General features: G+C 74.1%; 8 protein-coding genes. All 8 read right to left on the reverse strand.

The genetic code is table 11. From position 1 onward, the window contains the following. Positions 1-2: 2 nt before the first annotated feature. The 8 genes from wecB to ACOJUJ_RS24595 all read right to left on the reverse strand — a co-directional run bounded on the left by wecB (position 3) and on the right by ACOJUJ_RS24595 (position 12,832). Positions 3-1,184 carry a non-hydrolyzing UDP-N-acetylglucosamine 2-epimerase gene (gene wecB / locus ACOJUJ_RS24560; RefSeq protein ID WP_420129566.1) on the reverse strand — a complete coding sequence of 394 codons (1,182 nt, stop codon included), beginning with the start codon at positions 1,182-1,184 and terminating at the stop codon, positions 3-5. Beyond that, positions 1,168-2,577, reverse strand: a complete 1,410-nt coding sequence (locus tag ACOJUJ_RS24565) for a nucleotide sugar dehydrogenase (RefSeq protein WP_420129567.1) — start codon at positions 2,575-2,577, stop codon at positions 1,168-1,170. The genes wecB and ACOJUJ_RS24565 overlap by 17 nt, the downstream gene beginning before the upstream one ends. Positions 2,578-2,747: 170 nt before the next feature. Next, a complete protein-coding gene (locus ACOJUJ_RS24570) occupies positions 2,748-3,995 on the reverse strand; it encodes a glycosyltransferase family 4 protein (RefSeq protein WP_420129568.1) in 1,248 nt (415 codons plus the stop codon). A gap of 44 nt (positions 3,996-4,039) precedes the next feature. Further along, positions 4,040-5,779: a heparinase II/III domain-containing protein gene (locus ACOJUJ_RS24575; protein WP_420129569.1), complete on the reverse strand. Its 1,740-nt coding sequence runs from the start codon at positions 5,777-5,779 to the stop codon at positions 4,040-4,042. Beyond that, on the reverse strand, positions 5,779-7,392 hold the full coding sequence (locus ACOJUJ_RS24580) for a Gfo/Idh/MocA family protein (RefSeq protein WP_420129570.1): 1,614 nt from the start codon (positions 7,390-7,392) through the stop codon (positions 5,779-5,781). Before ACOJUJ_RS24580 ends, ACOJUJ_RS24575 begins: the two co-directional genes overlap by 1 nt. Positions 7,393-7,426: 34 nt before the next feature. Continuing rightward, positions 7,427-9,565: a bi-domain-containing oxidoreductase gene (locus ACOJUJ_RS24585; RefSeq protein WP_420129571.1), complete on the reverse strand. Its 2,139-nt coding sequence runs from the start codon at positions 9,563-9,565 to the stop codon at positions 7,427-7,429. A gap of 96 nt (positions 9,566-9,661) precedes the next feature. Continuing rightward, positions 9,662-10,855, reverse strand: coding sequence for a glycosyltransferase (locus ACOJUJ_RS24590; protein WP_420129572.1), 1,194 nt, complete (start codon positions 10,853-10,855; stop codon positions 9,662-9,664). Positions 10,856-11,206: 351 nt separating this feature from the next. Next, positions 11,207-12,832: a capsule assembly Wzi family protein gene (locus tag ACOJUJ_RS24595; protein WP_420129573.1), complete on the reverse strand. Its 1,626-nt coding sequence runs from the start codon at positions 12,830-12,832 to the stop codon at positions 11,207-11,209. Between the last annotated feature and the right edge of the window lie 12 nt (positions 12,833-12,844).

A 12,844-nucleotide genomic window follows, 5' to 3' on the forward strand; every position in this document is an offset into this window, starting at 1 on the left:
GCTCACCTCGCGTTCTGTGTTTCGCCATCAAGGCCGCCATTCAGCGCGGCGGCAAGCGCCGCCGCCACCCGCTCCCCCGCCCGGCCGTCCCACCCGTCCGGCCGCGGCTGGGCCGCCTCCTGGCCGCGGGCCAGGGCGTCGCGGAACGCCGCGACCACGCCCTCCGCCGTCAGCGGCCAGGGCGCCAGCCGGTTGGTCCCCTCCGTCACCGTCACGGGGCGCTCCGTCTGCTCGCGCAGCGTCACGCACGGCACCCCCAGCGCCGTCGTTTCCTCCTGCACCCCGCCGGAATCGGTAAGCACCACCGCCGCCCCTTCGGTCAGCGACAGCATCTCCAGGTACCCCACCGGCTCCAGCACCCGCAGCGGCGCCAGCAGCGCATCCAGCCCGAACGCCTCCGCCTGCCGCCGGGCGCGCGGGTGCAGGGGAAGAACGACGGGCATCTCGCGCGCGACGGTCCCCAGCGCCTCCAGGACGCCGCGAAACGCCGCCGGATCGTCCACGTTGCTGGGACGGTGCAGCGTGCTGACCGCGTAGCGGCCGCGCTCCAGCCCCAGCTCGGCCGCAAAGGCCCGTTCGCGCGCGCGCGGAAGCCGGGCGAGCAGGGTGTCGATCATGGTGTTGCCCACGAAGGCGACGCGCCCGTCCGGCACCCCCTCCGCACGCAGGTTGGGGTGCGCGTCGCGGCTGGGGGTAAGCAGCAGGTCCGACACCCGGTCGGTGACCACGCGGTTCACCTCCTCGGGCATGCGCCAGTCGCCGCTGCGCAGCCCAGCCTCCACGTGCGCCACCCGGCACCCCGTCTCGGGCTGCAGCTTGGCGGCCACCAGCGCGCACGCCAGCGTGGAGTTCACGTCGCCAAAGACCACCACCCAGTCGGGGCGCTCAGCCAGCACCACGGGCTCGAAGGCCTCCATGATGCGCGCCGTCTGCACCGCGTGGCTCCCCGAGCCCACCCCCAGGTGGTGGTCCGGCTCGGGAAGCTCCAGGTCGGCGAAGAACGCGTCGGACATGCGCGCGTCGTAGTGCTGCCCCGTGTGCACCAGCACGGGGGCGTGCCCCGCGCGCCGCAGGGCGAAAAGAACGGGCGCGACCTTCATGAAGTTGGGTCGCGCCCCCGCCACCAGGATGACCTTCATTCCGCCGGACGTGGGGTGCGCGGGCGCCTCAATCCGCTGCGGCATCCGTCACCAGCCGCGGAGCCGCCACGGGGGTGTGGCGCCGGGACAGCCCCACCACGTGCTGCTGGGGCTCGCGCATCACCCCGCGCGTGTCCACCACCAGCCGCGCCGTCCGCGCCACGCGGGCGTAGTCGACCTCGCTGTGGTCCGTCACCACCACCACCACGTCCGCTTCCGCCAGCGCCGCGTCCGTCAGCGGCACGCTGCGCATGGGCAGGTTGTGCACCGGCGTGTGCCCGTCGTCCTTGATCACGGGGCAGAACGGGTCGTGGTAGTCCACCACCGCGCCCTTTTCCTGCAGCAGCCGGATCACGTCCATGGCCGGGCTTTCGCGCAGGTCGTCGATGTCCTTCTTGTACGCCACGCCCAGCACCAGCACCCGGCTTCCCTTGACCGACTTGGCCACCTCGTTCAGGCAGTCGGCCACCTTGCGGACGACGAACGCCGGCATCTCGCCGTTGATCTCGCTGGCCAGCTCGATCATCCGCGTCTTGAAGGCCAGCGTGCGCATCTTCCACTGCAGGTAGTGCGGGTCCAGCGGGATGCAGTGGCCGCCCAGCCCGGGGCCGGGGGTAAACTTCATGAAGCCGAACGGCTTGGTGGCCGCCGCCTCGATCACCTCCCACACGTCCACCCCCAGCTTGTCGCACGCCTGGGCCAGCTCGTTGGCCAGGGCGATGTTGATCATCCGGAAGGTGTTCTCGTACACCTTGGTCAGCTCGGCCGCCTCGGCGCTCCCTACGGGGACCATGGTGTCGAACACGCGCGAGTACAGCTCCAGCCCCATCTCCTTGCACGCCGGCGTCACGCCGCCCAGCACCTTGGGCGTGTTGCGCGTCTGCCACACCGGGTTTCCCGGGTCTACCCGCTCGGGGCTGAAGCAGAGGAAGAAGTCCTCGCCCACCACCAGCCCCGACTCTTCCAGCACGGGAAGCATCACCTCGCGGGTGGTCCCCGGGTAGGTGGTGCTCTCCAGGATCACCATCTGCCCCGGCCGCAGCCCGTGCAGCACCGCCTGCGAGGCGGACACCACGTACGACAGGTCGGGGTCCTTGGTCTTGTTGAGCGGGGTGGGCACGCAGATGGTGATGGCGTCGCACTCCGCCAGCCGCTTGAGGTCGGTCGTGGCCTCGATGAGCCCGCTGGAGGTGAAGGCGCCCAGCACGTCGGCGCTCACGTCCTGCACGTGGCTGAAGCCGCGGTTGATCCCCTGCACCACCCCCTCGGAGATGTCGAATCCCACCACGCTGTAGCCGCTGCGGGCCAGCTCCACCGCCAGCGGAAGCCCCACGTAGCCCAGGCCGATGACGCCCACCACGGCCTCGCGGTTCTCGATGCGGGCCTGCAGCCGCGTGTGTACGCTCACCTGCGCGCGATCGTTGTCTTGGTCGCTCATGAAGCTCTCGAAGGGTTTCACCGTCCGCCACCGCCGCGCGGGGCGGCGGGAAGGGCACGGAAATTACGTACTCGTCGCGCTTTGGGCAACCGGGCGGCCGGCCCGGGGCCGCCCGCGCCCGCTAATTCATCTGTTTCCGCCGCGGGTCTGACGACCGGGCGGCCGGCGGGTCACGCCTGGCGCGGCCCGGCCGTCCCGTTCCTGCGCCGGGCGTCCACCCCGCGCAGGATTTCCAGGTAGCGCGCGGCCAGCGTTTCGCGGGCAAAGTGCTCGCCCACGTACGCCCGTCCCGCGGCGCCCATGGCCGCGCGCTCCGCCGCCGGCGTGTCGCGCAGGCGCAGCACGGCGCCGGCGATCCCCCGCGCGTCGCCCGGGGGCACCACCACCCCGCCCCCGCTGCGCTCGACGATGCGCGCCGCCTCGCCGGCCACGCTGGCCACCACGGGGCGCTCGCACGCCATCACCTCGAAGATCTTGGAGGGGATGGTCTCCTGCAGGATGGGAAAGTCCGCCAGCGGCACCAGGCACACGTCGCACGCGTTGTAGAACGCGCGGGTCTGCGTCTTGGCGATGGGGGGATGGATGGTGGTGCGCAGCAGCCCCAGCTCGCGGGCGCGCGCCTGCACCTGCTCGGTCGCCGTCCCCTCCCCCGCCAGCACCACGCGGATGCGCGGGTCGGCGGCCTCCAGCAGCGCCGCGGCGTCCAGCACCCGGATCAGGTCCTGCCCCGCGCCAAAGTTGCCCAGGTACCCCACGATCAGCTCCCCGTCGCCGCGGCGCAGCGCCTCGATCGGCGGCGGCTCGTCGGCGGCGTAGTACAGCGCGGTGTCGACCCCGTTGGGAACCACGTCCACCCGGTCCGGAGCCGTCCCCTTCTCGATCACCCGCGCGCGGAACGACTCGGTGACCACCACCACGTGGTCCGCGCGGCGCAGCATGGCCCGCTCGGTGGCAAAGATGCCGCGCATGGCGGCGTCGCTCTTCACCGTCCCCATCCCCGCCAGGTAGTCGGGCCACAGGTCGCGCACCTCCAGCACCAGCGGCACCCGGCGCAGCGCGTGCACCAGCGTCCCCGTAAGGTGCGGAAACCAGGGGGGCGAGCTGGCCACCAGCACGTCCAATCCCCCGCCCCGCGCCAGCGCGTGCACGGCGCTGGACACCATGAAGGTGGTGTTGTTCAGCAGCGTACGGGCAAAGCCGTGTTTGGGGCTGGCGTACAGCCAGGAGCGCAGGACGCGGATCCCCTGGTGGTCCTCGGCCATGAACAGCTTGCCCCGGTACGCCGGGTGAATGCGCCCCTCGGGCCGGTTGGGCATGCCGGTGATCACCGTCACCCGCGCGCCCTGCTCCCGCCAGCGCAGCGCCATCTCCGTCACGCGCGCCGGGCCCGCCCCCACCTCGGGCGGAAACTGCTGCACGAGGTACCCGATGTGGAGGGGTCTCTGAACCGTCACTCTGTCGCTCAGCCCTGTCTGATGCGGTAGCCGAACTCGCGGCCGTCGTTGGCGCGCACGCGCAGGCGCAGCGCGGCGGCGGGGAGCGCCTCCCCGAACCGGGGCAGGTGCCACCCCTGCACCGGGGCGCGCTCGCCCACGTGGAGCGTCGCCTCGTCGGTCCCCCACGTCTCCACCACCACGGTCTGCCCCGGCCGCGACGCGGTCCACGCCTCGCCCTCGCGGCGGACGGCGAAGTCCGGGTGCAGGTGAAGATAGCTTTCCAGCGGCGCGCCCGCACTCCCTTGGACACAATCCGTGACGGCAAGCGCGCCGGCCTCCACCTGCAGCGTGCGGCGGTGGAGGGTGCGCGGATCGTGCCACGGACGGCATCCGCCAGCGAAAACCGCGCCCCGGGTGTCCGCGCGAAGCGAGGGGTCCACCGGCACGGCGCGCCCGCCCACCCGAAAGGTGCCCCACACCTCGCTCTGCTCGCGCCCGGCGACGCTCACCGTGTTGTGGGCGCGCGTGCTGCGGGCGTACTCGCGAAACGGGTCGCCGTCGTAGCCGCTGACGCCGGCGTCGACGACCACGGGGCGGCCGTCCAGGTCCAGCTCGTAGCTCAGCACGTCGCAGTGGGCGTGGCCGGGCTGGTACGCGGGGCCGGGGATGCCGCAGTCCACCAGCAGCCGCGTGCCCCCTCCGGGCTGCGCCCAGCCGTAGTACCCCGTTTCCCGCAGCTCCAGCGCCCCTTCCGGCGCGGGGACGCCCTCGCCCAGCACCCGCCGCGCCAGCGCGTCCAGCTCCGCCCGCCCCGGCGCGTCGCCCTGCGCGGCGTCGTTGAACAGGTGCAGCGCCCCGTCGGGCCGGCACAGGACGCCAAAGGCGCGCGCCATCCGCCGCAGCCGTGCCTCGGCCTCGCCCGGCACCGCTTCGCCGCCCGCGCGCAGCAGGGCGGCGGCGCGCAGGTAGTCGTCCAGCGCGACGGCGTGGTACATCGGAGAGCGCTCAAAGTGCCCGCCGTCCGGCAGCACCTGCTCGTTCAGCTCGCGCCACAGGCCGCGCGCGCCCCGCGTGCGCCAGCGCGCCGCGTCCGCGCCGCCAAAGAGCAGCCCGCCCACCGCCAGCGCCTGCAGGTCGCGCTGCAGGTGGTTGGCCAGCAGGTGCCGCTCCAGCCGCCGCTCCAGCACCGCCAGCTGCCGCCACAGCCCGCGGCCGACCGCCTCCCGCGTCGCGCCGTCCACCCCGTCGCCCAGGAGCAGGAGCGCTTCCGTCCAGTGGATGGCGCGGGTGGCCAGCGCGTACGGCTCCCATCCATCCCCCCGCCCGCCCTCCGTCGCCTCCATCCACCCCCGCGCCAGCGCGGCGAAGCGGTGCGCGTACGCCGCGTCGCCCGTCAGCCGCCACGCCCACGCCAGGTCCACGCCGTAGGCAAAGTAGTGCAGGTGGTAGCTCCACAGGTGCCCCACCCGCCGCGCGGTCCACGCCGGCCGTTCCCCCAGCTCCTCGGCGTGGTTCAGAAAGGTGAAGACGCCGCGCACGACCTCGTCCGCCCGCGCCACCCGCGCCACCCGCGCCTCCGCGTCGCCCGGCCCCCACGCGGCGATCTCCGCCGCCAGCGGCGCGGCGCGCGCGGGGTCCACCGGGGCCCCGGGACCGGTGCGGGGAAGGGGCAGCCGCGCCTGGATGCGGCGCACGGGAAGGAACGCCAGCTGCTCCGCCTTCAGGTGCCGCAGGGTGCGCGCGTACCGCAGCGCCGTCCCCAGCACTACGCCCGCCCGGCCGGCACGCCGGCCTCGCGCGCGGAGGGCGCCGGACCAAAGGCGGCGCCCGCCACCTGGGCCAGCCGCTCCTCCAGCGCCAGCACCAGGCGCGAGGCCACCAGCACGGACTCCAGCGAATCTCCCGGCCGCCCCTCGGCCACCGCCCGGGCGATGGTGCGGTACATCACGCCGTACACGTCCAGGCGGTTGGCGCGCGCGCGCCGAAGCACCCCGCGGGTGGATTCGGCGTAGTACTCCGACCCGTTCTCGATCCGCACCGTACGGTCGTTGGCGCGCAGCTCCACGTGCTCCTGCATCCCGATCCGCTCGCTGCCGCGGTCGGTGAGCACCATGGAGAAAAAGGCGCCGTTCTCCAGCACCACCGTCACGTTCAGCGTGCCGTCCGGCCCCGCCGCAAGGTCCCAGGCGCGCGGCTCGGAAAAGCCGTTCAGGAACAGAAAGTGGTCGATCCAGTGGCAGCCGTTGGAAACCAGGCGCGTGCGCGAGCTGGGCCAGCGGTACCAGTGCAGCTCGGGAAGCGGAATCTCGTACACCACGCAGTGGTAGTTCACCGGCTCCCCGGGCCCCACCCCCAGGTCCTCCAGCGCCATCGCGTTGAAGCGCAGGTACCGCTTCTGAAAGCACGCGAACATCCGCGGCGACCGCCGCAGCGCCGCCTCCAGCGCGTCCAGCTGCGCGCGGGTGGTGACCAGCGGCTTTTCCACCACCGCATAGGCGCCGCGGGCCAGCGTCTCCACCGCCAGCGGCGCGTGGGTGTGGTGGTAGCCGGCGATCAGCACGGCGTCGGGCCGCTCGTCGCCGCGCAGCACGCCGGACGTGTCCCACGCCACGTCGGCGCGGCGCTCGCGCGGCAGCTGCGTGGGGTCGATCTCGTGCACGGCCGACAGGCGGAGAAAGCGCTCCACGTGCGGCAGCAGCGTCACCTTGGCGTAGTTGCCGTAGCCAAAGAGCACCGCCGTCTTGCGCCCGTCGGCCCCCGCCGCGGCCGGCGCGCGCTCCGCCACGGGCGACGGCGCGTCCACGGCCAGCGCCTCGGCGCGCGTCCACTCCGCGGCGCGAAGCGTTTCGGAGGCGCGGCCCAGCATCGCCGCGCACGCCGCGGCGTCCAGCGGGACGCCGGAATCCGGGGTCCACCCGCGCACGCCGCTCCACCACCGTTCGCCGCGCGCGGACGCGGCCAGCCGCAGCACGGCGCCCGTCCGCGCGGCGGCCTCGCCTCCCTCCGCCGCCGCGACCAGCGCCGCGGGCAGCACCAGCCGCTCCGCGCACGCCGGGTGCGAGGGGGCGATGAAGACCACCGGGGTGCCGACGGCGGGTCCGCCGGCCGGCGCCTCCACCACGACGCCCAGGCCGCAGGACACGTACTTCTCGTTGCGCCCCGACTCGGCCATGCGCGAGCGCACGCGCAGCCACACGGCCCTGGGCCCCACCTCGCGCAGGTAGTTCCACACCATGCGGACGCTGCGCGCGCGGACGAAAAAGACGTCGTTCAGCGCCTCCAGGTTCACGATGGCGCTCACCTGCACCCGCACGCCGTCCTCGCCGCGCGCGTAGTCCAGGTAGCCGTCGTTCCACGCCCCCCCGGCCAGCACCCTCATGCGCGTCCGTCCTGGCCGGCTGCGCGCCGCCGGATCACGCCGGCACCTCCACGGGCCGCCCCGTGCGCAGCGACTCCTCCATGGCGAACGTGGCGCGCGTGGTCGCCACCAGCGAGGCCAGGGGGATTGGGGGAGTGCCGGACCTGACCGCGGCCAGAAAGGCGGCGATCTCCTCGTCGAACCCCTTGTCCTGCGAGAGCTTCTTGACCGCCTTGCGCTTGCCGCCGCGGCTCACCGTCAGCTCGCGGAAGTCGTCCAGCACGGCGATGGCGCCCCCGCCGAACACCTCCAGGCGCTCCTTGGGATACGACCGGTCGCCGTTGGCGAAGTAGTTGATGGACGCCACCGATCCGCCGCGCAGGCGCAGGGAGATCGTGACCACGTCGTGCAGCCCGGAGCCGTGCCCGCCCGCGTTGAAGGCGAACACCTCCGCCACCTCGTCGTCCGCCACGTGCTGGATCAGGTCCACGAAGTGGCACACCTCGCCGATGATGCGGCCGCCCCCCTGCTCGGGGTCGTGGATCCAGGTGTTCGCCGGGATCGGCCCCGCGTTGACGCGGTAGGTCATCGCCAGCGGCGCGCCGGGGGCAAACGCCTGCTTCAGCTGCTCCACCAGCGGCGAAAAGCGGCGGTTGAAGCCCACCGCCAGCACGCCGCCGGTCTCGGCCTGCGCCTCCAGCACCTGCCGCAACCCGTCCTCGTCCAGCGCCAGCGGCTTTTCCACAAAGACGGCCTTGCCCGCGCGCAGCGCCTGCGCCGTCATCCACGCGTGCGAGCCGTGGCGCGTGGCGATCACCACCGCGTGCACCGCGGGGTCCGCCAGCAGCTTGTCCGTGTCCGTGGTGCAGTACCCGAAGCCGAACTTGTCACCCGTCGTCCTGGCGCTGGCCCCCGTCGCCGTCGCCACGCCCACCAGGTCCACGCCCGCCTTCGCGATGCGCGGCAGGAGCACGGCCTTGGCGAAGTTCCCCGCGCCGATCACCCCCAGGCCGATCTTTCCCGCCGGCGCCGGGGCCCGCAGCTGCACCGTGCGGCTGCCGGCGGAGGATTCCTCCGGGTAGGTGAGGATCACGCCCAGGAACGGCTGCTTGTCCTCGCCCGTGACGATGGCGTAGGCGCGCTCGGCCTCGCTCAGGTCAAAGCGGTGCGAGGTGAGCCGCGACGGCGTCACCTGCCCCGCGGCCACCAGGCGCAGGAACTCCTGCATGTTGCGCCGCTCCGTCCAGCGCACGTAGCTGATCGGGTAGTCGCGGCCCCCCTCTTCGTACTCCGGGTCGTAGCGCCCGGGGCCGTACGAGCGCGACAGGCGCAGCGCCAGCTCCTTGTCGTAGTACACCTTGCGGGGGATGTCCATCTTCACCGCGCCCACCATCGACACGATCCCCCTGTCGCGGCACAGCTCGCCCGCCAGCTCGATCGGGTCGTTGCTGTCGGCCGCCGCCGTGACGATCACGCTGTCGGCGCCCACGCCGCCGGTAAACGCCTCGACGGCGCCGTGCACGTCGTCCGTCCGCAGCACGGCCAGCTCGGCGCCCATCTCGCGCGCCAGCTGCACCTTGGAGGGGTCCAGGTCGATGCCGACGACGCGGCACCCCGCCGCGCGCAGGATCTGCACGGTCAGCTGCCCCAGCAGGCCCAGGCCGATGACGGCCACCGTCTCGCCCAGCCGCGGCTCGGCCACGCGCACGCCCTGCAGCGCGATGGCGCCCAGCGTGACGTAGCTGGCGTCCTCGAAGCTCACGCCGTCGGGGATGGCGACGGTCAGGTTGCGGGGGACAAAGACGGCGCCGGCGTGCGACGCGTATCCCATCCCCGCGCACGCCACGCGGTCGCCCGCCTGGAACTCCGGCGCGCCGCGGCCGGCGGACTCCACCACCCCGGCGCACGAATAGCCAAGCGCCATGGGCTGGTCCAGGCGGCTCATCACCGTCTGCATGGTGGGGCCCAGGCCGTCCTTGCGCACCTTGTCCACCACCTGCCGCACCAGGTCGGGCCGCTCGCGGGCCTTGCCCAGCAGCGACTTGCCGGCGAAGTCGATGATCATCTTTTCGGTGCCGGCGCTGATGAGCGACGCGGCGTTGCGCACCACCACGCCGCCCGCGCGGGGCGCCGGCTCGGGCACCTCGGCCAGCTCCAGCTTTCCGGAGCGCACGTGCTGCAGGACCTGCTTCATCGGCAACTCACAATGGGGAAACGCCGCCACGCCCTGCGGCGGGCGGCGGTCCGGTTGGTGTCATGGGCCCGCGGCGCGCGCGGCGCGGGCCGTCCTCTACGGTGCTTCCTGGCCCGCCGCGCGGCGAAAGAGCGCCCGGTTGGCCTCGAGCACGGCCTCGTCGCGCGCCACCGCCTCGCCGTACGCGCGCGCCGCGGCCGAACGGCGCGCATGCTCGTCCATCCCGGCGCCGGCGTACGCCTGCAGCAGCTCGCGGAACCGCGCCGGATCCTCCAGCGGCACCGTCCACCCCGCGCCCGCGTCCTGCAGCCCGTGCCACGGCGTGCGGTCGCTGGTCAGCACGGGCAACCCGGCCACCAGTGCCTCCAGGATCACGTGGCCAAAGTTCTCGCCCAGCGTGGGAAACAGCAGCAGGTGGTGCGCCGCCAGCGCGTCCGCCACCCCGTCGGGGCGCAGCGGCCCCGCGTACTCCACCCGCACGTTCGGCGGCAGCGCGGCCATCCGCGCGCGGCACTCGTCCCAGTACGCCTCGTCCTCGACGGGGCCGTAGACGGTAAAGCGCACCTCCCCCCGCACCCCGGCCAGCATCTCCAGCGCGCCCGCCAGGTTCTTCTTTCCCGTGATGCGGGAGAGAAAGGCCGCGCGCAGCTCGCCCGGGCGCTTGGGCGCGGGGGGCCGCGGCGCGGGCGGGCGCTCGCGCAGGTCGCCCGCGACCGCCACCCGCGCCCCCGCGCCAAACCAGCGGCGCACCTCCGCCGCCTCCAGCTCCGACGACGCCTGCCACAGCACGTCCCGGTACAGCCCCGCCGCCCGCGCGGCGCGCAGAAACGCCACCTTCTTGGTCCGCTTGAGCGAGAGCGCCCCCTCCGACAGCTCGCCCCGCGGCGCGACCACCACCGGCACCCGCGGAATCCGCCGCAGCCGGCGCAGCAGGAGCGGAACCAGGGTAAACGCGGGCGAAAAGCAGCTGTTCAGGTACAGTACCTGCGGCCGCGCCTCGCGCACGGCGTGCGCGACCCCCGCCAGCGTAAGCTCCTCCGGCGCCAGGTACCGCACCGGCGTGCCCTGCACCCAGGCCCACGCGCCGGGCACAAGGCCGGGGTACGGCTCCGCCACCCCCAGGTCCCGGTCGCGGGTGATCACCCGCAGCTCCAGCCCGTCCGCCAGCTGGTCCGCCATGTTGGCCAGGGTGCGCAGCGCGCCTCCGCCCAGGTATCCCGGCAGGTAGTAGTCCGCCAGCGTGGCCACGCACACCCGGGCCGGAGCGGGCGCGGAGCGTGCCGCGTCCACGTCTTCCGGAGCACCGGCATCACGGGTCCCGGCGAAAGCGGAAGACGGACTGGACGGCATCGGCACGGTTCGAGGGTGGACTGCATGGCGCCGCGGCGTTCCGCACGCATCCCCGGCGGTGCGGCGGGTTCCCGGAGGGCACCCGCTCCGCGGCGGCCCGGCGGCGCCTCTTCTACCAAACTTCCCCGGTCGGCGGCGCATTCCGAACAGTGGTGACGCGAAAGGCGCAGCACGCGGAGGGGGAGAGCACGCCCATCAAGGCGCGCATCCGTCATCCGCGTACGCTTCTCTTCTCTTCTCTCCGCCGCACCGGTCCGCCCGTTCCGCCGCACGGCAAGCTGAAAACCGATGTCAGAAGAAGAGCGACACCGCCACGTCCATCCCCCGCTCGCTCCACCCGTCCCCCGCCTCGCCAAAGGCGGACGCGCGCAGCTCCGTGTGCGGCGTCAGGCGCCAGGCGCCGCGGGCCGTGAACCCCGCCGCGCGTCCTTCCCGGCCCGGCGTGTACAGGTTGCCGCCGGTTACGGGGATCAGGCTTTCGTCGCTGCGGTGCCGGGCAAAGCCGCGCAGCTGCAGCCGCAGCCGGGCATCCAGCACGTCGGCGCGGGCGTACGCCGCCGCCTCCCACCCCTCACCGCCCAGCGGGTGCCCCAGCGGCCGGCTGCCGCGCGCCCAGTTGCCCGGGTGGCTGGAGTTCAGGTACCAGGGCCCGTGGCCGCAGCACGCCACCTTGAAGTGCGCGTACTCCACCCCCGCCCCCACCTCCGGCGCCCCGGGAAGCGCGGGGAAGAAGATGCCGGCCACGCGCGCGGGAAGCTCGTCCAGCGCGCCCGCCCCGTCGTCCGCGCCCCATTCCAGGTACAGCGTGGCGGGGATCACCGCCTCCGTCGGCAGCCGCCAGCGCCCTTCGAACGAGAGCACCTGGTTTTCGAACGTGGTGCCGCGGATGACCCCCACCGCCATCCCCAGCAGCTTGTCGATCGTCACCGCTTCGTCGCCGCCAAAGATGGAGGCGCGGTTCACGGCGAACGACACGCGGCCGTGCGGCTGAAACGACACGCGGGCGCCCCACAGCCACGGCTGGTCCGGGTGGCGCGGCCCGCCCAGCCGGCTGGCGAAGGTGTGGGCGGAGATCCCGCCCGCCCAGCGCAGCACGCCGCCCGGACGCAGCGGCCGGACGGTGCGCGCCTCCACCCGCGGCAGCAGCGTGGACGACAGCACCACGCCGCCCCCTTCGCCCCAGCCGTACGAAACGGGCTGCTTGCCGGCGGAAAGGGCCAGCGGCCCCGCCTGGGCCACCGCCTCCCAGCGCGCCACGTCGGCCCCGCCTTCGTCCCAGCGGCCCTGGACCCACCCGGCCGCGTGCCGGCCCGCGCGCACCGCCGCGGCCAGCTCCAGCCGCGGCGTGGAGATGCCGGGCACCGGCTGCGGCTGGCCGCGCGTCACCTGGTAGCCCGCGGCGGGGGACCATCGCCCGCGCTCGTCCACGAACCCCGCCGCCAGGTGGCCGTTGGCGGGAACGAGAAGCGCGTCGCCGGCGGCGTCTTCGCCGTACGCGGGAAACTCCTCGCGAAAGCGCGCCAGCCATCCGCGGGCCAGCGCCGCCAGCCGGGGCGAGCGCGCCGGCGCCGCGGCCGCCGCGTGCTCCAGCGCGTCCAGCACCACGCCACGCTCCACCGCGTCCTGCGGGGGCAGGTAGTCGCCGGCGATCCCCAGCGCCTGCGCCCGCTCCGCCGCGCGCACCGCCCAGTGCGCCGGCGGCAGCAGCGGCGACGCCTGGTCCCCGTGCGGGGCATGGCCGCCGCGCGCCTCCGTTGCCCCGGCGCCCGGGTCCGCGCCCGGTGCATCCGCCGTCTGCGCGGCCAGGCCGCCGCCGCGCGCGGCCAGCGCCAGCAGCAGAAGCCCCGCCAGCCGCGCCGCCGGACCGTTCCGGTGCGCCCGCCGCGCGGGGGTGCCCACCACCGCCTCTACGTCCACCGGCGTCCCCCT

The sequence above is a fragment of the Longimicrobium sp. genome (assembly GCF_048594345.1).
In the GTDB taxonomy this organism is placed as follows: domain Bacteria; phylum Gemmatimonadota; class Gemmatimonadetes; order Longimicrobiales; family Longimicrobiaceae; genus Longimicrobium.

Coding starts and splice junctions, on each gene's coding strand:
- wecB (WP_420129566.1), bottom strand. CDS start 1,184: ATGCCGCAGCGGATTGAGGCGCCCGCGCACCCCACGTCCGGCGGAATG.
- ACOJUJ_RS24580 (WP_420129570.1), bottom strand. CDS start 7,392: ATGAGGGTGCTGGCCGGGGGGGCGTGGAACGACGGCTACCTGGACTAC.
- ACOJUJ_RS24585 (WP_420129571.1), bottom strand. CDS start 9,565: ATGAAGCAGGTCCTGCAGCACGTGCGCTCCGGAAAGCTGGAGCTGGCC.
- ACOJUJ_RS24565 (WP_420129567.1), bottom strand. CDS start 2,577: ATGAGCGACCAAGACAACGATCGCGCGCAGGTGAGCGTACACACGCGG.